Annotated in this window: 17 protein-coding genes and 1 other RNA gene; 11 read left to right on the top strand and 7 right to left on the bottom strand. The window is 65.7% G+C overall.

The window, feature by feature from the left end:
* Nucleotides 1–95: 95 nt before the first annotated feature.
* An RNA gene (gene ffs, locus SB764_RS30940) (signal recognition particle sRNA small type) lies at nt 96–194 on the bottom strand.
* A gap of 541 nt (nt 195–735) precedes the next feature.
* Between ffs and trxA the strand changes: the two genes are divergently transcribed.
* From trxA to SB764_RS30900, 8 genes are all read left to right on the top strand, one after another.
* Nucleotides 736–1,062 carry a thioredoxin TrxA gene (trxA, locus tag SB764_RS30935; protein ID WP_065060043.1) on the top strand — a complete coding sequence of 109 codons (327 nt, stop codon included), beginning with the start codon at nt 736–738 and terminating at the stop codon, nt 1,060–1,062.
* Between the two features lie 275 nt (nt 1,063–1,337).
* On the top strand, nt 1,338–2,600 hold the full coding sequence (gene rho / locus SB764_RS30930) for a transcription termination factor Rho (RefSeq protein WP_027818379.1): 1,263 nt from the start codon (nt 1,338–1,340) through the stop codon (nt 2,598–2,600).
* A gap of 204 nt (nt 2,601–2,804) precedes the next feature.
* Complete coding sequence (locus SB764_RS30925; RefSeq protein ID WP_110328116.1) at nt 2,805–3,470, top strand: MerR family transcriptional regulator; 666 nt, start codon at nt 2,805–2,807, stop codon at nt 3,468–3,470.
* Nucleotides 3,467–5,023 carry an MFS transporter gene (locus tag SB764_RS30920; RefSeq protein WP_074984219.1) on the top strand — a complete coding sequence of 519 codons (1,557 nt, stop codon included), beginning with the start codon at nt 3,467–3,469 and terminating at the stop codon, nt 5,021–5,023. The genes SB764_RS30925 and SB764_RS30920 overlap by 4 nt, the downstream gene beginning before the upstream one ends.
* A gap of 14 nt (nt 5,024–5,037) precedes the next feature.
* Entirely contained in the window at nt 5,038–5,874 is an 837-nt protein-coding gene (locus tag SB764_RS30915; protein WP_065060046.1) for a zinc-dependent peptidase, read from the top strand.
* A gap of 156 nt (nt 5,875–6,030) precedes the next feature.
* A complete protein-coding gene (locus tag SB764_RS30910) occupies nt 6,031–6,294 on the top strand; it encodes a type B 50S ribosomal protein L31 (RefSeq protein WP_065060047.1) in 264 nt (87 codons plus the stop codon).
* Between the two features lie 325 nt (nt 6,295–6,619).
* Nucleotides 6,620–8,374 carry an ArnT family glycosyltransferase gene (locus SB764_RS30905; RefSeq protein WP_110328114.1) on the top strand — a complete coding sequence of 585 codons (1,755 nt, stop codon included), beginning with the start codon at nt 6,620–6,622 and terminating at the stop codon, nt 8,372–8,374.
* A gap of 7 nt (nt 8,375–8,381) precedes the next feature.
* Nucleotides 8,382–9,746: an MATE family efflux transporter gene (locus SB764_RS30900; RefSeq protein WP_410865907.1), complete on the top strand. Its 1,365-nt coding sequence runs from the start codon at nt 8,382–8,384 to the stop codon at nt 9,744–9,746.
* A gap of 141 nt (nt 9,747–9,887) precedes the next feature.
* Here SB764_RS30900 and lipA read toward each other — a convergent pair whose 3' ends face one another.
* The 6 genes from lipA to SB764_RS30870 form a co-directional block, all read right to left on the bottom strand.
* The gene (gene lipA / locus SB764_RS30895) at nt 9,888–10,886 is read right to left on the bottom strand and encodes a lipoyl synthase (protein WP_410865906.1); all 999 of its coding nucleotides are present in this window, start codon (nt 10,884–10,886) and stop codon (nt 9,888–9,890) included.
* 1 nt (nt 10,887) lies between these two features.
* Nucleotides 10,888–12,009: an acetoin dehydrogenase dihydrolipoyllysine-residue acetyltransferase subunit gene (locus tag SB764_RS30890; RefSeq protein WP_110328112.1), complete on the bottom strand. Its 1,122-nt coding sequence runs from the start codon at nt 12,007–12,009 to the stop codon at nt 10,888–10,890.
* Between the two features lie 4 nt (nt 12,010–12,013).
* A complete protein-coding gene (locus SB764_RS30885; RefSeq protein ID WP_065060052.1) occupies nt 12,014–13,018 on the bottom strand; it encodes an alpha-ketoacid dehydrogenase subunit beta in 1,005 nt (334 codons plus the stop codon).
* Between the two features lie 56 nt (nt 13,019–13,074).
* On the bottom strand, nt 13,075–14,052 hold the full coding sequence (locus SB764_RS30880) for a thiamine pyrophosphate-dependent dehydrogenase E1 component subunit alpha (protein WP_065060053.1): 978 nt from the start codon (nt 14,050–14,052) through the stop codon (nt 13,075–13,077).
* A gap of 55 nt (nt 14,053–14,107) precedes the next feature.
* Nucleotides 14,108–14,884, bottom strand: a complete 777-nt coding sequence (locus SB764_RS30875) for an SDR family NAD(P)-dependent oxidoreductase (RefSeq protein WP_065060054.1) — start codon at nt 14,882–14,884, stop codon at nt 14,108–14,110.
* 93 nt (nt 14,885–14,977) lie between these two features.
* Nucleotides 14,978–16,036: an ATP-NAD kinase family protein gene (locus SB764_RS30870; RefSeq protein ID WP_183038137.1), complete on the bottom strand. Its 1,059-nt coding sequence runs from the start codon at nt 16,034–16,036 to the stop codon at nt 14,978–14,980.
* 467 nt (nt 16,037–16,503) lie between these two features.
* On the opposite strand from SB764_RS30870, the gene SB764_RS30865 reads away from it, so the two are divergent.
* The 3 genes from SB764_RS30865 (at nt 16,504) to SB764_RS30855 (ending at nt 19,977) form a co-directional block, all read left to right on the top strand.
* Complete coding sequence (locus SB764_RS30865) at nt 16,504–18,510, top strand: sigma-54-dependent Fis family transcriptional regulator (protein ID WP_074984229.1); 2,007 nt, start codon at nt 16,504–16,506, stop codon at nt 18,508–18,510.
* A 294-nt stretch (nt 18,511–18,804) separates the two neighbouring features.
* On the top strand, nt 18,805–19,425 hold the full coding sequence (locus SB764_RS30860; RefSeq protein ID WP_065060058.1) for a ComEA family DNA-binding protein: 621 nt from the start codon (nt 18,805–18,807) through the stop codon (nt 19,423–19,425).
* A 27-nt stretch (nt 19,426–19,452) separates the two neighbouring features.
* Nucleotides 19,453–19,977 carry a YidB family protein gene (locus SB764_RS30855; RefSeq protein WP_373681641.1) on the top strand — a complete coding sequence of 175 codons (525 nt, stop codon included), beginning with the start codon at nt 19,453–19,455 and terminating at the stop codon, nt 19,975–19,977.
* The last annotated feature ends 51 nt before the right edge of the window (nt 19,978–20,028 follow it).

Genomic DNA, 20,028 nt, shown 5'->3' with positions numbered 1-20,028 from the left:
AGCAAGCTGGCGCAATAGAAAAACCGGAGACGATCGACGGAAAACTGCGAGGGGATGCTGCAAGACGCGCCCGAGGCGCAAGAAGAAAAAGCGAAGGTGACGAGCCTGACCCTCGGCACTGGCGGAAAACGGCTGTGGCTGCTTCGTTCCCGACCTGACCAGGTTGACCGCCCCACCATGCGAGGAGGCCCGTCACGAAGCATTCTAACATCGCTGGACCCGAATTGAGAATGCCGCACTGCAAAACTCTTTGCGCGGGGCCGCCGAACATCCGCGGGACGGCTGCTGCAATGCCCTTCCAGCGGCCCTTCCACGGACTTCGCGCGGTCTCTCGGCAAAGTCCTTGCAAAGCCGCGCCGCGACACCATATCGAGATTGTGCGATATGTCGGGTTCCCCACGCTGGCATTGCATTACAGTGCGGCAGCACGCAGTCAGGCTGTGCGGCACACGGAGAATCGGCATACGCCTGTGCGCCCTGTTGCATGCAATCCGTGCACGCGACGCACGAAATGAAGGGAAAAATGTGGGAAACCCTGCTGCCGACCTGCGTACTATCACCGTCGGCAACGCATAGGGATTTAGGCTACACTGGCGTCGATCGTCGTCAGGACAGCCTTGGCGACTCGATCCGGTCCCGCCCGGCAAGGCTTGGGCATCGCCGGATATATTCTGGTTTTTGGTGTATCGTGGCGAGCAATTCAATCAGCCTCGATCCGAAAGAGGTATTCATACAATGAGCGAACAAATCAAGCACATCAGCGACGCATCGTTCGAACAGGACGTCGTTAAATCCGATAAGCCCGTCTTGCTGGACTTCTGGGCCGAATGGTGCGGCCCCTGCAAGATGATCGCGCCGATTCTCGACGAAGTCGCGAAGGACTACAGCGACCGTCTGCAAGTCGCGAAGATCAACGTCGACGAACATCAGTCGACGCCGGTGAAGTTCGGCGTGCGCGGCATCCCCACGCTGATCCTCTTCAAGAACGGCGCCGTCGCGGCGCAGAAGGTCGGCGCCCTGTCGAAGTCGCAGCTCACCGCGTTCCTGGACAGCCACCTGTAAAAGCGTTCCGGCCGCCGCGCCCGCTGCCCTCACGGCAGCCGCGGCAGTGCTGAAAGGCGCATCAGGTCGGTCACGGGCATGTTGTCAGCCGACAACATGCCCGTTAAAAACATGCTGAAACATGCCGCAGGGCTTCACTGGCGGTTTCTGGCGTGTGCTATGCTAGAATTCATAAAGCGTCGTATCCGGCGCCCTTATATAAGTCCTTGAGCGGTTCCGCTCGTTCTTTTCCCCCTGACTTCTTTTCGTCGCATCCTCCCCGACGGGTTCTCCGTATGCATCTTTCCGAGCTCAAGTCTCTGCACGTGTCCGAATTGATCGAGATGGCCAATGGCCTCGAGATCGAAAATGCGAACCGCCTGCGCAAGCAGGAACTGATGTTCGCGATTCTCAAAAAGCGCGCCAAGACGGGCGAAACGATCTTCGGTGACGGCACGCTTGAAGTGCTGCCGGACGGATTCGGCTTCCTGCGCTCGCCGGAAACCTCGTATCTCGCCAGCACGGACGATATCTATATCAGCCCGTCGCAGATCCGCCGCTTCAATCTGCACACCGGCGACACGATCGAAGGTGAAGTGCGTACGCCGAAGGACGGCGAACGCTATTTCGCGCTCGTGAAGGTGGACAAGGTCAACGGCCAGCCGCCGGAAGCCTCGAAGCACAAGATCATGTTCGAGAACCTCACGCCGCTGCACCCGAACAAGGTGCTGCTGCTCGAGCGCGAAATGCGCGGTGAGGAGAACGTGACGGGCCGCATCATCGACATGATCGCGCCCATCGGCAAGGGTCAACGCGGCCTGCTGGTCGCATCGCCCAAGTCCGGCAAGACCGTGATGCTTCAGCACATCGCGCACGCCATCAAGCAGAACCACCCCGACGTGGTCCTGTTCGTGCTGCTGATCGACGAGCGTCCGGAAGAAGTGACGGAAATGCAGCGTTCGGTCGCGGGCGAAGTGATCGCCTCGACGTTCGACGAACCGGCTGCGCGTCACGTGCAGGTCGCCGAAATGGTGATCGAAAAGGCCAAGCGCCTCGTTGAAATGAAGCACGACGTTGTGATTCTGCTCGACTCCATCACGCGTCTCGCGCGCGCCTACAACACGGTCGTGCCGGCTTCGGGCAAGGTGCTGACGGGTGGTGTGGACGCTAACGCGCTGCAACGTCCGAAGCGTTTCTTCGGCGCGGCGCGTAACATCGAAGAAGGCGGTTCGCTCACGATCATCGGCACCGCGCTGATCGAAACCGGCAGCCGCATGGACGACGTGATCTACGAAGAGTTCAAGGGCACGGGCAACATGGAAGTGCACCTCGAGCGCCGTCTCGCGGAAAAGCGCGTCTATCCGTCGATCAACCTGAACAAGTCGGGCACGCGTCGCGAAGAGTTGCTGATCAAGCCGGACATCCTCCAGAAGATCTGGGTGCTGCGCAAGTTCATCCACGACATGGACGAAGTCGAAGCAATGGAATTCCTGCTCGACAAGATTCGCCAGACGAAGAACAACTCCGAGTTCTTCGACATGATGCGCCGCGGCGGCTAAGGCCTCGCACCCCGCTCGATGCAGCATCTGAAACGCCCGCTCCCAGCGGGCGTTTTTCATTTCCGGATGCGTTAGGACGCGTTAGTGCGCTGATTTCACACAATAAACCGTTGCGGATACGGGGCGGCACAACCTGTACGTGAACGTTCACGTTGAACTATAATCCGGGTCTGTATTCACTGCCGCCTGCCCGGCCGGCCACCGATGTCCAGACACGCCAGACCGGACCCCGCTCCGGACGCCAACCCGCTCCTCACCGTGCGCGACGCCGCCTTGCGGCTGAACGTCACGCCACGCACGCTCAAATACTACGAGGAACGCGGACTCGTGACCCCGACGCGTAGCGAAGGCCGCTACCGCCTCTACGACGAACACGATCTCGAGCAATTCGCGCGCATTCTGCGCTTGCGTGCGCTCGGCTTTTCGCTGCACGGCATCACCGAAATGCTCAAGCGTCCGCTGGAATCGGTCGGCGACGGCCGGCGGCGCTACTCGCACGAATCGCTGCAACAGATCGCCGACGCGCTCGCGCAGCAGATCGACACGCTCGATGCGCGCATCGGCGCCGTGCGGCGCGAGTTGAAGGAAGCGCAAAGCGTGCGTGCCGAACTCGCCGACGATCTCGACTACCTGAAGCGTCGCCTCGCGGGCGAACCGTCCGAAGCGCTGATCGGCGAACGTCTGGCCGCCTCGCGCCGACGCCAAGATGCCGAACGCGGCGCACCACCGCTCACCCAGGCGCCCTCGTCCACCGCACTCAAATCCGCGAACAAGCCAGGCCATGCGCGCGCGAGCAAGGGCGCAGAAAAGCGCGGCGCAAAGCGCACGCAAAAGCAGTCCGACGACGAAGACGGAGGCGAACGCGCATGAGCGCCACCTCCACCCGCGAACCGCTCTTCAGCGCCGCCCGCCTGCGCGGCGACTTCCTCCCCTGGGTCCTCGCCATCGCGACCGGACTCGACTACTACGACAACGCGATCTTTTCGTTCTTCACGAGCTACATCGCGGGCGGCATCAACGCCTCGCCCGACGAACTCGTCTGGTCGTCGAGCAGTTATGCCGTGTGCGCGGTGCTCGGCATCCTGCAGCAGCAATGGTGGGTCGAACGCGTGGGTTACCGGCGCTACGTGGGCGGCTGCCTGCTGCTCTATGCCGCGGGGTCGGTGGCGGCGGCGCTGTGCGAATCGTCGATCGAACTGGCTTTCGCGCGCGGCTTCCAGGGCTATTTCATCGGCCCGATGATGGGCACCTGCCGCATCCTCATTCAGATCAGCTTCACGCCGCAGCAACGCCCCGTCGCCACGCGCGCGTTCCTGATCCTGATCGTGCTGTCGAGCGCGCTCGCGCCGCTCGTCGGCGGCTATCTGGTGTCGTATTTCGACTGGCGCGCGCTGTTCGCCTTTTCCGCGCCGGCGGGCGTGCTCTACGCCGTGCTGGCGCTGCTCGCGCTGCCCGATTCCGGCCACGTGCTGCCCGAGGAGCGCGGCGCGTCGCACTTCTGGCCGTACATTATCTTCGCCTTCGCGCAAGGCGCGCTGCAGATCGCCATGCAGCAGGTGCGCTTCGAACTCTTCACCACGTCGCCGCAAATTCCGCTGCTGACGCTCGCGGGCATCGGCTCGCTCGCGTGGTTCGTGTGGCATCAATGGCATCATCCGAAGCCGCTCGTGCGGCTGCACGCGCTGCGCGAGCGGCCGTTCCAGGTCGGGCTGCTGCTGTACATGTTCTACTACTACATGACCACGGTGCTCAGCTATCTGGTCTCGCGCTTTCTCGAAAGCGGTCTCGACTATCCGGTCGAAAACGCCGGCCGCCTCACCGGCATCACCTCGCTGATTTCCGCCACCGCGCTGTTTCTTTACTTCCGCTATGCGAAGTTCGTCACGCACAAGAAGTGGATCATCGTGCCGGGCTTCCTGCTGGCGTTTTTCGTGGCGTTCTGGATGACGAAGATGACGCCCGACGTCAGCGAGACGTGGCTGATTCCGCCGCTGCTGCTGCGCGGCCTGTTGCTGCTGTTCATCGTGCTGCCGGTGGCCAATCTCACCTTTCGCATCTTCGATATCGACGAGTTCACACACGGTTACCGCTTGAAAAACATCGTCCGTCAGTTGACGATATCGTTCGCGACCGCCACGGTCATCATCGTCGAGCAGCATCGGCTGGCGCTGCACCAGACGCGGCTCGTGGAATTCGTGAATCCGCTCAACCCGATCTTTCAGGACACGTTCGCGAAGCTGACGCACACCTTCGAGGCGCTCGGCCGCTCGCCGGGCGAAGCGCACGGCCTCGCGCTCGCGCAGGTCAGCCGGATGGTGGCGCAGCAGGCGAGCTTCCTGAGTTCGCTCGACGGCTTCTACTATCTGATGGGCGCGGCGATCGTCGGCGCGGTATTCGCCGCGTGGCAAAAGCAGATCGACTGAACACAACTGACGCGATGCTTTCGAAACTCTCCAGCTGGTTCGGCGCGCGCCGCCGCGAAAAGGCGCTGCGCACCTATGCGATCGACGACGTGCTCTGGCAGGCGACGCTCGAGGGACTGCCCTTTCTCGGCCACCTCGACGCCGCCGATCTCATACGCCTGCGCGAACTCACGAGCCTGTTCCTCGCGCAGAAGGAATTCTCGACCGCGCACGATCTCGAACTTACCGACGCCATGACCGTGGCGATCGCCGCCCAGGCCTCGCTGCCCGTGCTGAATCTCTCGCTCGATCTGTACAAGGGCTGGGTGGGCGTGATCGTCTATCCGGGCGAGTTCGTGATCCGCAAGACCGTGGAGGACGAGGACGGCGTGGTGCATGAAGTCGAGCACGACGCGAGCGGCGAGGCGTGGGAAGGCGGCCCGGTGATCCTCTCGTGGGAAGATGCGCAGATGACCGACGGCAGCGACGCCTACAACGTCGTCATCCACGAGTTCGCGCACAAGATCGACATGCTCAACGGCGAAACCGACGGTCATCCGCCCCTTTATCGGCGCTGGCACGCCCCGCTCGACGCGCAGGCGTGGGCCGATGTGTTCGACAACGCCTACGACCAGTTCTGCGACAAGGTCGATGCGGTGCCGGAACGCCGCTGGAAGCGCTTCGAACGTGACTCGCTGATCGATCCCTATGCGGCCGATCACCCGTCGGAGTTCTTCGCCGTGTGCAGCGAGGCGCTGTTCGTCACGCCGAAGGCCTTCGAGGCCGAATATCCGGAGCTTTACCGGCTGCTCGCGCGCTATTACCGTCAGGATCCGGCACGGGTGGGCGCGCTCGACGGCCAACCGGCCTGAAAAAGCTGTCGCGGGCCCGCAAAAATTCGCCAACCAGCTGATTTTCTGGCATAATCGCGTTTTTTCGACCTTGGGCAAGTGGCTCGCGCGAAGAGCGCCGCGACATGGGTGTTGCGGGCAACGTGGGTTGGCTACCGCCAGATTTTAGGAAAGACCATGAAAGAAGGCATTCACCCGGATTACCGCGAAGTTCTGTTCATCGACGTGTCGAACGATTTCCGTTTCGTGACGCGCTCGACCATCCAGACGCGCGAAACCGCCGAATTCAACGGCAAGACCTACCCGCTCGCGAAGATCGAAGTCTCGTCGGAATCGCATCCGTTCTACACGGGTACGCAGAAGATCATGGACACGGCCGGCCGCGTCGAGAAGTTCAACAAGAAGTTCGGCGCACGCGCTACGGGCAAGGCAGCGAAGTAAGCTTCGCTCTCCGGTCATCGTGCCGGACCCGCACAGACGTGTACAAAAAGGGCAGCCCAGGCTGCCCTTTTTTGTTGCCCGCGCCGTCTTACCGGATTTTTCCGACGCTTTCCGACGCTTGTTGCAGCTTACGCTGACACACTGCCGCCGACCCGCCGTGACGGTCCGGTTTCGACCATCGACCGTTTCATTGCGCCGGCAAGCGTTGGCAACAGCTGACAAGCGTCGCTTGCCGTGACGCGCGCGAGCCTGCCCGGCTAGAATGCCGGATGCTCCGCAACGGCCGCCTGCGACCGTTGCGCTTACTCGAATTCCCTCGCACTGCATGAAGCCAGCCATTCGCCTGACCGCCTCCGCCACCAGCGCCCTGCCGCGCTGGCTGCTGCTGACCATCTGTATCATCTTCGCGTCGTTCGGCCTGTTCGGCCGCGATCCGTGGAAGAACGAGGATGCGGCCGGCTTCGGCGTGATGTGGACCATGGCCGGCGGCACCTCGCACGACTGGCTGCTGCCCAACCTCGTCGGCAAGTACGTGACCGAGAACGGTCCGCTCGGCTACTGGCTCGGCGCGCTGTGCATCCGCGTGTTCGCGCCGTGGGTGGACGCGAGCAACGCCTCGCGCATCGCCACCGGCGTGCTGTTCTGCCTCGCCTGCGCGTTCGTCTGGTACAGCGCCTATCTGCTCGGCCGCCGCGCCGAAGTGCAGCCGTTCAAATACGCGTTCGGCGGCGAGCCCGAGCCGCGCGACTACGGCCGCACGCTCGCCGACGGCGCCGTGCTGATTCTGCTCGCCTGCTTCGGTCTCGCCGAGCGCGGCCACGAAACCACGCCGCAGCTGATGCAATTCGTCGGCATCGCGATGCTCGTCTACGGCCTCGTGCGCGCCATCGACAAACCCATCCAGGGCGCGCTCTGGTGGGGCCTCGCGCTCGGCATCGTGATGCTCGCGGCCGGCCCCGTGCTGGTTGGCGCCCTGCTGATCGGCACGCTTGCGATGCTCGCCGTCGCACCCGAAACGCGTTCGCGCTGGCTGCTCGTGGCCGGCTTGCCGGTCGCGCTCGTGGTGGGGCTGTCGTGGCCGCTGCTCACGCTGCACATCTATCCCGACGACGGCGTCTGGTTCCTCAACCAGTGGGCGCGCACCAACGTCAACGCGTTCGCCGGGCCGCCGGGCACGGTGCTGCGCTACGCGGCCAAGAACCTGCCGCTGTTCACCTGGCCGGCCTGGCCGCTCGCGATCTGGGCGTGGGTCAGCTGGGCGGGCCTGCGCCGCGCGCCGCACATCGCGATTCCGCTTTCGGTGATCGTGCCGCTGCTGATCCTCGTGGTCGTGCAGAGCCACGAAACCAATCGCCTCTTCATGCTGGTGCTGCCCGCGGTCTGCGTGCTCGCGGCTTTCGCTTTGCCCACGCTCAAGCGCGGCGCGATCAATGCGATCGACTGGTTCGCGGTGCTCAGCTTCACGATCCTCAGCACCTTCGTGTGGCTGGTGTGGCTGGCGGGCATGACGGGTTTCCCGGCGCCGCTCGCGCGCAATCTCGCGCGCCTCGCACCGGGTTTCGCGCCGCAATTCAAGATTCTCTCGTTCGTCTGCGCCGTGGCCGTGACGCTGTGCTGGATCGCACTCGTGCAATGGCGCGTGGCGCGTCATCCGAAAGTGTTGTGGCGCAGCGTCGTGCTGTCGAGCGGCGGCACCACGCTGATGTGGGTGCTGCTGATGACGCTCTGGCTGCCGGTCGTGAACTACAGCCGGACCTATAAGGATGTCGCGCAGCAGATCGCCGCGCACCTGCCCGCCGACTACCAGTGCATCTCGCCCGTGCGCCTCGGCGACGCGCAGATCGCCACCTTCGCCTACTTCGGCAAAATGCACTTCTCGTTCGACGAGGATTGCGACGTGATCCTGCGACAAGACACCCAGGACTTCGGCGAGCCGAGTTCGATGTCGAACTTCGTCTGGAAGCTGGTCTGGGAAGGCCGCCGCGTCGCCGACCGCGACGAGCGCTTCCGTCTCTACGTGCGCATCGACCGCCCGCAGCCGCCCGTCAAAAAACACGTCTGGCGCAAGCGCCCCGACTGAGGCCGCGGTGACGACGACGTTCCTCGCCGACATACGGCGCATCGCCGGGCTCGCCTGGCCGGTGCTGATCGGCCAGCTCGCGATCATCGCGTTCGGCGTGATCGACACGGCGATGGTCGGCCGCTACTCGGCGCTCGATCTCGCCGCGCTCGGCCTCGGATCGTCGATCTACGTCTCGGTGTACATCGGTCTCACGGGCATTCTCACAGCGCTTCAGCCCGTGACCGCGCAGCTCTACGGCGCGCGCAAGGACATCGAGATCGGTCTGGAAGTGCGCCAGGCGTTCTGGCTCGCAATCGTGCTGATGGTGATCGGCTTCACGATTCTCTATTTTCCGGGCCCGCTGCTCGACCTCGCGCGCGCGCCCGAAGCGCTGCGCGAACGCACCATCGGTTATCTGCGGCTGCTGTCGTTCGGCCTGCCCGCCGCGCTCGCGTTTCGCATCTACAGCTCGCTCGCCAACGCCGTGGGACGGCCGCGTCTCGTGATGTTCCTGCAAGTGGGCGCGCTGATCGTCAAGATTCCGCTCAATACCTGGCTGATTTTCGGCGGACTCGGCGTGCCCGCGCTCGGCGGTCCGGGCTGCGCGCTCGCGAGCACGTCGATCAACTGGGCGCTCGCGTTGTGCGCGGCGATCGCGATCACGCGCGTGGATGTCTTCGAGCCGTTCGAGATTTTCAAGCACTTCTGCTGGCCCGAATGGAAACGGCAGGCGGAACTGCTCAAGCTCGGCATTCCGATGGGACTCTCGTATCTGATCGAGGTGACGTCCTACACCTTCATGGCGATTTTCATCGCGCGCCTGGGCACGACGACGCTCGCCGGTCATCAGATCGCCGGGAACATGGGCGCGGTGCTGTACATGACGCCGCTCTCGATCGGCGTGGCGACTTCGACGCTGGTTGCGCAGGCGCTGGGCGCCGAACGCCACGCGGAGGCGCGCACGCTCGCGCGTCATGGCGTGATGACGGCGGTTGCGATTGCCTGCGTGTTCGGTGCAATCGTGTTCGTGCTGCGGCCGCTGATCATCGGCGCGTATACGCCCGATCCGGCCGTGGCGATCGCGGCGATGCCGCTGGTTGCGATCGTCACCGTGTATCACGTGTTCGACGCGCTGCAGATCACCACCGCTTTCGCGCTGCGCGCCTACAAGGTCGCCGTGGTGCCGACCGTGATCTACGCGATCGCGCTCTGGGGCGTGGGACTGGGCGGTGGCTACGCGCTCGGCTTCGATGTGTTCGGCAACCTGCCCGTCTGGTCGACCGGCGCGCGCGGTTTCTGGCTCGCCAATGCGGCCAGTCTGGTGATCGCGGGCGCAGGGCTCGCGGTGTATTTGCAGCGTGTGAGCACGCGGCATTTAAAGGCGGCGTAGTCGAAGCGATGATGGCGGCGAGGCCGACGTCATCGCGTTAAAGACCGGCGTTTTCATTTAGCACTCGCCGTGGTCGAACCGCCACCGCCCCGAGTTGCAGAATCGCGCACACTTGTCAGTTAGTTGCGTAACTCGTCGACATCACGCCACCCCGCGCGCCGCCTCCACCGTCTGCGCGGCGTGATACGACGACCGCACCAGTGGCCCCGCCACCACCTCGCGAAAGCCCATCGCCAGGCCCGCCTCGCGCAGCGCCGCGAATTCGTCCGGATGCACGTAACGCCGCACCGGCAAATGAAACCGCGACGGCGCCAGATACTGCCCGATCGTCAGCACCTCCACGTCGTGCTCGCGCAGATCGCGCATGGTTTCGAGCAATTGCGCATCGGTTTCGCCGAGCCCGACCATCAGCCCCGACTTCGTGACGAGCGCCCCACCCGCGCCACTCGCGGCCTTCGCGCGCGCCAGCAGTCGCAGCGAGCCGCGATAATCCGCGCCCGGACGCGCCGCGCGATACAGCGACGGCACCGTCTCGATGTTGTGATTGAACACATCGGGCCACGCCGCCGAAAGCGCATCGAGCGCGCGCTCGATGCGTCCGCGAAAATCCGGCGTCAGCACCTCGACGCCAATGCCCGGCACGCGCTCGCGCACCCGCGCGACGCAGCGCGCGAAATGCGCCGCGCCGCCGTCGCGCAGATCGTCGCGATCGACCGACGTGATCACCACATGCCGCAAGCCGAGCGCCGCGACCGCCGACGCGAGATGCGCGGGTTCATCCTCATCGAGCGGCGCCGGCCGCCCGTGCGCGACGTCGCAGAATGGACAGCGCCGCGTGCACAGCCCGCCCATGATCATGAACGTGGCCGTGCGCTGCGCGAAGCACTCGCCGATGTTCGGGCACATCGCCTCCTCGCACACCGAATGCAGCCGATGCTCGCGCAGCACGGCCGCCACGTCGGCGACCGTCGTGCTCATCATCGGGCGCGCGCGCAGCCAGGGCGGCTTGGGCAACGCCGCGCCCTCGCCCATCGGCACGATCTTGACGGGAATGCGCGCGAGCTTCTCGCGGCTGCGCAAGCCGTGCTGGCCGAGCGCGGTGTCGCCGGCGCGCGGCGTGTCGGACGCGACGGGCTCCATCTCAGCCTCCCGCGTCGAAAAAAGCCTTGAGCAGCCGGTTGATCTCGGCGGCGGCTTCCATCTGCACCATATGCCCCTTGCCCGCGATCACCTCGACCTGCACCGTGGGCGCGAGTCCCTGCGCGTGGCGCGCCGGAATGATCTGATCGGCGTCGCCCCAGATCACCAGCACTTTGGGCGCGAGCGTCGAGAGCCGGTCGCGGAACACACGCCGCTGCGCGCCGCCCGCAAAACTCTGCGACGCGATCTTCGCGAGCGCGTCCTGCACGCCTTCGAGCCGCTTGTACTTCACAAGGTCCTCGACGAGCTGACGCGTGACGAGCGCCGGATCGGCGAACAGCTTCGTCACGTGCGGCTTGAGCGCGTTGCGGTTCGTTGCGCTCGCGAAGCCCTCGATATACGCACCATCGATTTCGTCGCCGAGACCCGCGCTCGCGATCAGCGAGAGCGACGCGACGCGCGTGGGCGCGCGCTCGGCCACGGCCATCGCCACCGCGCCGCCCAGCGAATGCCCGACCAGATGCGCGCGCTCGATCTTCTGCGTGTCGAGAAAATCGATCACGCTCTGCGCGAGTTCGTCGAGCGCGCCGCTTTCGACCGCCTTGCCCGACTCGCCATGCCCCGGCAGATCGAGCGCCCACACGGTGCGTCCCGTCGCGAGATCGGCGTGATTGAACAGCCAGTTGTTGAGATCGCCGCCGAAACCGTGGATCAGCACCACGGGTGTGCCGTCGCCCTCGCCCAGCTTCAGCCAGCGCACCGTGCGACCACCGATCTGCGCCTTCTCCGGCTGGGGGCCCGCGTCGGCGTCGCCCGCTTTGGCAGGCACGAAGTCGCGCTGAAATTCGGCGACGGCCGCATCGATTTCGGCGTCCGATGTTTCCTGATCGGCAACGACGCCGAGCAACGCGCCCACCGGCAGCGTATCGCCCTCCTGCGCAATCTGTCGTCGCAAGATGCCGTCGAACGCGCACTCGACGCCCGAGGCGATCTTGTCGGATTCGACGTCGAGCAGTTCGTCGCCCTTCGAGACTTTGTCGCCGGGCGATTTGAGCCAGCCGTTCACCTGGCCCTGCTCCATCGACAAGCCCCATTTGGGCATCGTGATCATGTGAATCGGCATGACTTCAGCTCCTTGCGGCACGCGCGGCGGCGGCGATCTGATCCGCCGAGGGGATGTAAATGTCTTCGAGCGAGGCCGCGAACGGCACCGGCGTATGCGGCGCGGTGACCATGCCGACCGGCGCTTTCAGGTCGTGAAACGCTTTCTGCGCGACCAGCGCGGCGATGTCCGTGGCCATCGAGCAGCGCGGATTCGCTTCGTCCACCACCACCACGCGACCCGTGCGGCTCACGCTTTCGAGGATCGTGTCCTCGTCGAGCGGCGAGGTCGTGCGCAGATCGATCACGTCGGCTTCGATGCCGTCTTTCGCGAGCTTCTGCGCCGCGTCGAGCGCGTAATGCACCATGCGCCCGTAAGTGACGATCGTCACGTCGTCGCCATCGCGCACGATATTGGCCTCGCCGAACGGAATCGAATACGACTCCTCGGGCACGTCGCCTTCCATCGTGTAGAGCAGCTTGTGCTCGCAGAAAATCACCGGATCGTTGTCGCGGATCGCGGCGATCATGAGCCCCTTCGCGTCATACGGCGTGGCCGGGCACACGACCTTGAGCCCCGGAATATGCGTGAACAGCGACGTGAGCATCTGCGAGTGCTGCGCGGCCGCGCGCAGACCCGCGCCGCACATTGTGCGAATCACGACGGGCGTGACCGCCTTGCCGCCGAACATATAGCGGAACTTGGCCGCCTGATTGAAAATCTGGTCGAAGCACACGCCCATGAAGTCGATGAACATCAGCTCCGCCACCGGCCGCAAGCCGCACGCGGCCGCGCCCACCGCCGTGCCGATAAACCCGCCTTCCGACAGCGGCGTATCGAGCACGCGGCCCGGAAACTTGCCGTACAGCCCTTTCGTCACGCCGAGCACGCCGCCCCATGCGTCCTGCTCGCCGGGCGCACCCGCGCCGCCCGCGTTGTCCTCGCCCATCACGATCACGCTTTCGTCGCGTGTCATTTCTTGTGCAAGCGCTTCGTTGATCGCCTGCGAGTAGGTGATTTTCCGTGCCATTTTTGTCTCCTTGATCTGGAATCCTGACTAATCATCGTTCCCGGCGCAGCAGGCGCTCAGGGATAGGACACGTACACATCGGTCAGCAGCGCTTCGGGCGCAGGCAGCGGCGCGGCCTTCGCCTTGGCCACCGCGTCGTCGATCAGCGCCTTCACTTCCGTATCGACTTTGCGCAGGTCGTCGGTGCTGGCGAGTTCCGCGCGCACCACGCGCTCCTCGAAACGCTTGAGGCAATCCTTTTCCTCGCGCAGCTTCTGCACTTCGCCGGGCGCGCGATAGGTCTGCGCATCGCCTTCGAAATGGCCGAAATAGCGCGACAGTTTCATTTCGACGAGCGTCGGGCCGCCGCCGTTGCGCGCCCGCGCGATGGCTTCGCCGAGCGCTTCATAAACGGCGAAGAAGTCGAATCCGTCGACGATCACACCAGGCATGCCGAAGCCGTTGGCGCGATCGGCGATATTGTCCGCGGCCACCGACCATGTCGATGACGTCGCTTCCGCGTAACCGTTGTTTTCGGCGACGAAAATCACCGGCAGACGCCACACCGAAGCGAGATTCATCGACTCGAAGATCACGCCTTGATTCGACGCGCCATCGCCGAAAAAGCACACGCCCACGCCGCCGGTTTTCTTCTGCTTCGCCGCGAGCGCCGCGCCGCATGTAAGCGGCCCGCCCGCCCCGACGATGCCGTTCGCGCCCAGCATGCCCTTTGAAAGATCGGCGATATGCATCGAGCCGCCCTTGCCGCGACACGAACCGGTTTCGCGCCCGTAGATCTCGGCCATCATCTCGCGCACGTCCACGCCCTTGGCGATGCAATGGCCGTGACCGCGGTGCGTGGTGGCCACGTAATCGGCGTCGTTCAGGTGGCTCATGACGCCGACCGCCGACGCCTCCTCGCCCGCATAGAGATGCACGAAGCCCGGAATCTCGCCGGTCGCGAACTCGACGTGCAGACGCTCCTCGAATTCACGGATCGTGCGCATCGAGCGATACGCCGTGAGCAACTGCTCCTTGTTCAACTGATTCGACATGGTTGTCTCCTGATGAAACACAATGAGTCGTGCCTGAGTCGTTTCTGCGTTGCCTTCAATGAAACGTGAAGCCTCCATCGACGTTCACCGACTGGCCGGTGACGTTGTCCATCGTCGCGAAGAACAGGGCGAGCCGCCCCATGTCCTCCGGCGTTTGCGCGCGGCCTTGCGGAATCAGCGCAAGCTGATGGCGCTGCCACGATTGCTCGACGCTCTCGCCTTCGTTCTTCCATTCGTCGGAGAGCCGGTCCCACATGTAGGTGCGCACGATGCCCGGACAGATCGCGTTGACCGTGATGCCCTCGCGCGCGACTTCCTTCGCGAGCGCGTTCGTGAAGCCGACCACCGCGAACTTCGAGGCGCTGTAGTGCGCGAGATTCGGAAAGCCTTCCTTGCCCGCGATCGACGCGACGTTGATGATGCGACCGCGCTTTTGCATCAGAAAATGCGGCAGCGCCGCCTTGCAGCCGAGAAACGTGCCCTTTGCGTTCACGTCCATGACGAAGTCCCAGTCGCGCTCCGATAGCTCGGCGACCGGATGAATCGAAATCACGCCCGCGCAGTTCACGAGAATGTCGAGGCCGCCGAGTTCCGAAATCGCCCGCGCGATCATCCCGTCGATCTGCGCGGCCTGCGTGACGTCGACCTTGCAGGTAAGCACGCGGCGGCCGAGTTCCTGCACCTCCTTCGCGGTCTGTGCGAGCGCTTCGTCGAGCAGATCGGCGAGCAAGACATCGGCGCCCGCACGCGCGAGCGTGAGCGCTATGCCGCGTCCGATACCGCGCGCGCCGCCAGTGACGACCGCGACCTGGCCTTTGAGGGGTTCGTCCATGCTGATGTCTCCTGTTTTTAAGGGGTTGGCGAGAAAAACCTTCAAACGCGCCGGCATGCGTACACCTGCGCACACAAGCGCGGACCTGCGTCCTCATGCACGCGTGGCCGCCGCGCGCAGCAACTGATGCGAGGCCGCGTAACGCAAGGTGCGCGCGACATCGACGGTCAAAGGGCCGCCCCAATCGAGCGCCACTTCGTAGCGGTCGCCGCGCGACGGTTCGATCTCGCGCTCGCCGTCGAAGGCGAGCGTGCCGTGGCCCGCATCGAGCGGCATCGGCATGCCGACTTCGAGCCGCTGGCACGTGCGCATGTTGAGCCGTTCGATGCGGCCCGGCGCGATCGGCGCGAGTATCGGCACGCCTTCGCCGCCGGCGTCGGCATCGCCGAACGTCATGTGCAGACCGTGCGCCGCGTCTCGTCCGACCGGCGCCCACGCGCCGCCGATCGACGCGAGCCCGATGCCGTCGGGCGGCGCGAAGGCCAGAAATAATGATTCGATATCCGAACTATCCGAAATCGCCCGCGCGCCAACGAACGGTTGCCGCGATACGCAAACATCGACCAGTGCGATTTCCTCGCGGCCCAGCGCCGGTCCTTCGACGCAGCGCGCGACCAGCCGCTTGTTGCGCGCGAGCGCGGCCTCGGCGGGCACCGCGCCGGTGGCCACGAGCGCGCCGGCAAGGCCCGCGACGGTGGCCTCGCGCAGTTCGGGGAACGCGTTATTGGTGCCGGTGGAGAGCGCGAGCAAGGGCGTGTCGCCGCTATGCGCCGCGACCGCGCGATGCGTGCCATCGCCGCCCAGCACGGCGATCAGCGCGACCCGTTCGCGCACCATGTGAGCGACGCCCGCGTGCGTGTCGGCGGCGCTGTCGCTGATCGGCAGATCGATGAAATCGACGGTCGGCCAGCGCTCGTGCCGCGCCACCGCCGCATGCGTTTCGAGCGCGCGCAGCACCAGCGCGGCGACGCCGGTCTTGTCGCGCAAGGTGATCACGCGATCGACGCCGAATGCGCCCAGTCCCGCGAGCAGTCGCACGACCATGTTGGCTTTCTCGGCCGTCGGAAATACGGAAGCATGCGTGGTGAGGCGGCGGATGTCGCGTCCCGAAGCCGGGTTCGCGATCACGCCTACGGTCACGGGCGTCGTCACGGGCTTTGTCTCCTGATCCGCGCAAGGGCGGACCGATTGTGTCGGCGACGCTTGCCGATTGCGTTTGCGCGTCGCGTTTGTGCGTCATGTTTGTCCGCAGACTCTGCAAGCGTTGTGCCAATGCGTGCGCGCCGCGCGTTCACGCAGACGGAATGCCGCTGCGACAGGGCTTTGCGGCCGATTCGCAAGCGCGCCGCGATCAGCGTCGCGTGGCGCGACGGCGTCTCAACACGGCCTGCGTTGAGCGCGGGGGCGAAGTGCACTGCAGCGAAACGCGCGGACGCAATCGCGCCGCGCCCCGCACGACGCACCCGACCCGCCGTTGTGCAGGCCCGCATGCGCGTCTCGCGACACACTGAGACGATCGTCTCAGCCATCTCGCTTGCTGCGCTGCGGTGTGATTGCGCGCGCGGGATGTGCTACAAAAGGTTCCCGCCTGGAGTGGTCTGGATTCGACTGGAACCGCCATGCCCTACGCCCTCGCTCCCACCCGCCACGCCGCGCGCGTGCGCGACGCCGTCGAAGGACGCCTGCCCGCGCCTTCGGGCTCGGCGCGGCTCGCGTCGTCGTGGCAGCGCTCGTTCGAGCGCTATCAGCTCGATCCCGGCTCGGTGATCGGCCCGCGCGTGCTGAGCGCCGCCGAACTGCGCGAAATCCGCGATCGCGAGGAGTCTTTTCTGCGCGCCTCGGGCCAGTGCCTCACGCGCCTGCACGACGTCGTGCGCGACGCTGACTATTGCGTGATGCTCACCGACGCGCATGGCGTGACGATCGACTACCGCATCGACCGCGAGCGCCGCAACGACTTCAAGCACGCGGGCCTGCATATCGGTTCGTGCTGGTCGGAGAGCGAGGAAGGCACGTGCGGCATCGCGAGCGTGCTGGCCGATCTCGCGCCGATCACCGTGCACAAGACCGATCATTTCCGCGCCGCGTTCACCACGCTCACCTGCAGCGCCGCGCCGATCTTTGCGCCCGGCGGCGAGCTGATCGGCGTGCTCGACGCTTCCGCCGTGCAGTCGCCCGATGGCCGCGAGAGCCAGCGCATCGTCAATCAGCTCGTGCGCCAGAGCGCGACGCTCATCGAGGACGGCTATTTCCTGCATCGCACCGCGTCGTGCTGGATTCTGTTCGGCCACCAGAGCCGCAATTACGTCGAGGCGCAGCCCGAACTACTGATCGCCTTCGACGAAAACGGCAACGTGGTCGCCGCGAACCGGCGCGCGCGCGAAATCATTCCGGGCCTCGAAGGTCCGCGCCATATCGACGAGATTTTCGATTCGTCGCACGTGCAGTTGCGCGATATCGGCCGCATCGAGGCCATCGCGGCGCTGCGCCTGCGGGCGAGCGGCGCGATGCTTTACGCGCGGATTCGCGCGCCGCTCGGACGGGTGCCGTCGCCGGGCGTGCATGGCGCGGTGCCGCTGCGCGACGTGCGCGATGCGCCCCAAACCCGCGCCGAGGAGGCGCACGACCGCAGCGCGCTCGGCCCGTTCCTGCGCAGCGCCGACGCGCGCGTGGCCGACAACGCGCGCATCGCACAGCGCGTCGTCGGCAAGCGGCTGCCGATTCTGCTGCTCGGCGAAACCGGCGCGGGCAAGGAAGTATTCGCGCGCGCGATCCACGATGCCGGGCCGCGCCGCAACCGGCCGTTCGTCGCGGTGAATTGCGGCGCGCTGCCCGAGTCGCTGATCGAGAGCGAGCTGTTCGGTTACGCGCCCGGCGCGTTCACGGGCGCGCGGCGTCACGGCGCGCGCGGCAAGATCGCGCTCGCCGACGGCGGCACGCTCTTTCTCGACGAAATCGGCGATATGCCGCTCGCGCTGCAGACGCGCCTGCTGCGCGTGCTCGCCGAAGGCGAAGTGCTGCCGCTCGGCGGCGAGACGCCGGTGCGCGTCGATCTCGACGTGATCTGCGCGACGCACCGCGATCTCACGCAGATGGCCGCGGCGGGCGCGTTTCGCGACGATCTCTACTACCGCCTGAGCGGCGCGGTGCTCACGCTGCCGCCGCTGCGCGAACGGCGCGACATCGGCATGCTGATCGACACGGTGTTCGCCGAAGAAGCGCAGGCCGCGGGCCGCCCGCTCGGCCTCGACGCCGCGCTGGCCGCGCAACTCGCCGCCTATGCGTGGCCCGGCAATCTGCGCCAGTTGCGCAACGCCATGCGCTACGCATGCGCCGTCTGCGACACCGTGCGAGTGGAGGCGCGGCATTTGAGCGCCGATCTCGCCGCGCAATTGCCTGATTCAGCGCGTGGGGGCGCCATGGCCTCGCGCGAGGGCGACCGCGCGTCGACGCGCGCCGAACGCGCGACGGGCCATCACGACAGCGCCGAACGCGCCCGCATCCTCGCCGCCCTCACCGCCCACCGCTGGCGTCCCGACGCCGCCGCCGCCGCGCTCGGCATCTCGCGCGCGACGCTCTATCGACGGATCGCGAAGCACGGCATCGTCGGGCCGCATCGCGCTTGAGCGTCGGCGCGTGCGGCTGTTCCGCCGTTCCAGCGGCAGTTTTCGCGCGCGCGCACCGTCATGGCGCACGCGTGCTCGTTGCGCCCGCCGCGATCGGCCTGTGCGCGCAATGCACAGAAGTATTAAATATTGTGCGGCGCGATTGTCTTGCCACGCAACGCTCGGTATAAATCGTCCGCTTCCCGTCCACGCAGGCGCGAACTGTCCTATCCTGATAGCGCAGCGCCCACCGACTGGATGCGTCGTCCGTTCCCGGCTAACCGAATTCGAATTGCCCTCAATGGAGTGATTGCCATGCTGAAGAAGCTGCTGATGCTGTTCCTCGCACTCGGTCTGTCGCTGTCCGCCGCGTTGGCCGCGGCTGTCGAAGTCAATACCGCCGATCAGGCGGCGCTCGAATCGGTCAAGGGCATCGGCCCCGTCCACGCCAAGGCGATCCTCGACGAACGTAGCAAAAACGGCCCGTTCAAGGATGCGGACGACCTCGCCACGCGCGTGAAGGGCATCGGTCCGAAGTCGGTGCAGAATCTCGAAGCCGCCGGTCTGACGATCAACGGTTCGTCGGCGCCGCCGGCGGGCAAGCCGGCAGCGTCGTCGAAGAGCAGCAAGGCGGCGACCACGGCGGCGCCCGCCGCCACGGCCGGCACCGCGCCGAATCCGATGACCACGGCCCCGACGTCAGCGGCGCCCGCCACCACGGCCACGACCGCGCCGGCCGCCTCGGACGCCAAGGCCGGCAAGTCCAAACGCAAGAGCAAGAAGGACAAGGAAGCCGCCGCCGCGAGCGCCGCGCAGGCGGGTTCCGCCGCGCCCGCCGCCACCGCGCCGGCCGCCGCTTCGGATACCAAAGCAAAGAAGAGCAAGAAGTCGAAGAAGAGCAAGGCCGCGTCCGACGCGGCCGCCTCGGGCGCTTGAGGTCGCGCGCCCGCTTTCCGGCACTTTCTGCCATCCCCGCGGCGCGCCTCGTGCGCGCCGTCCGATTTTCCGGCCGCGTCCCCCGTCGCGGCCATCATTAGTGAGATCGTCATGAGCCTGCTCGATACCCTCGGTTCCCTGCTCGGTTCGTCGCAACAGCAACAAGGCGGCGGCCAAACTCAACTCCTCGCGCTCGCGATGGAATTCGTCAACAATCAGCCGGGCGGCCTGAACGGCCTCATCCAGAAGTTCCAGCAAGGCGGTCTCGGCGACGTCGTGCAGTCGTGGGTCAGCAACGGCGAGAACCAGTCCGTTTCGCCCGATCAGCTGCACAACGTGCTCGGCTCGGACGTCGTCTCGGGTCTCGCGCAGAAGGTCGGCATGCAGCCCGAACAGGTCAGCGGCCTGCTCGCCCAGGTGCTGCCGCACGTCGTGAACGCGGGCACGCCGAACGGCGAAGTGCCGCAGGGCGGCCAGATCAACACCGAAAGCGTGCTCGGCACGCTCGGCGGCCTCGCCTCGCTGTTCGGCGGCGGCAACAAGCAGGCTTGATACGCTGACGCGAGGCGCGCCTCGCGCGCGCCGGTGCGTACTTTTGCGACG

The sequence above is a fragment of the Paraburkholderia sp. SIMBA_027 genome (assembly GCF_046535315.1).
In the GTDB taxonomy this organism is placed as follows: Bacteria; Pseudomonadota; Gammaproteobacteria; order Burkholderiales; family Burkholderiaceae; genus Paraburkholderia; species Paraburkholderia tropica.
The sequence above is the reverse complement of the archived record's forward strand: the minus strand, read 5'-3'. Positions and strand labels throughout refer to the sequence as shown.

Coding starts and splice junctions, on each gene's coding strand:
- trxA (WP_065060043.1), top strand. CDS start 736: ATGAGCGAACAAATCAAGCACATCAGCGACGCATCGTTCGAACAGGAC.
- rho (WP_027818379.1), top strand. CDS start 1,338: ATGCATCTTTCCGAGCTCAAGTCTCTGCACGTGTCCGAATTGATCGAG.
- SB764_RS30925 (WP_110328116.1), top strand. CDS start 2,805: ATGTCCAGACACGCCAGACCGGACCCCGCTCCGGACGCCAACCCGCTC.
- SB764_RS30920 (WP_074984219.1), top strand. CDS start 3,467: ATGAGCGCCACCTCCACCCGCGAACCGCTCTTCAGCGCCGCCCGCCTG.
- SB764_RS30915 (WP_065060046.1), top strand. CDS start 5,038: ATGCTTTCGAAACTCTCCAGCTGGTTCGGCGCGCGCCGCCGCGAAAAG.
- SB764_RS30910 (WP_065060047.1), top strand. CDS start 6,031: ATGAAAGAAGGCATTCACCCGGATTACCGCGAAGTTCTGTTCATCGAC.
- SB764_RS30905 (WP_110328114.1), top strand. CDS start 6,620: ATGAAGCCAGCCATTCGCCTGACCGCCTCCGCCACCAGCGCCCTGCCG.
- lipA (WP_410865906.1), bottom strand. CDS start 10,886: ATGGAGCCCGTCGCGTCCGACACGCCGCGCGCCGGCGACACCGCGCTC.
- SB764_RS30890 (WP_110328112.1), bottom strand. CDS start 12,009: ATGCCGATTCACATGATCACGATGCCCAAATGGGGCTTGTCGATGGAG.
- SB764_RS30885 (WP_065060052.1), bottom strand. CDS start 13,018: ATGGCACGGAAAATCACCTACTCGCAGGCGATCAACGAAGCGCTTGCA.
- SB764_RS30880 (WP_065060053.1), bottom strand. CDS start 14,052: ATGTCGAATCAGTTGAACAAGGAGCAGTTGCTCACGGCGTATCGCTCG.
- SB764_RS30875 (WP_065060054.1), bottom strand. CDS start 14,884: ATGGACGAACCCCTCAAAGGCCAGGTCGCGGTCGTCACTGGCGGCGCG.
- SB764_RS30865 (WP_074984229.1), top strand. CDS start 16,504: ATGCCCTACGCCCTCGCTCCCACCCGCCACGCCGCGCGCGTGCGCGAC.
- SB764_RS30860 (WP_065060058.1), top strand. CDS start 18,805: ATGCTGAAGAAGCTGCTGATGCTGTTCCTCGCACTCGGTCTGTCGCTG.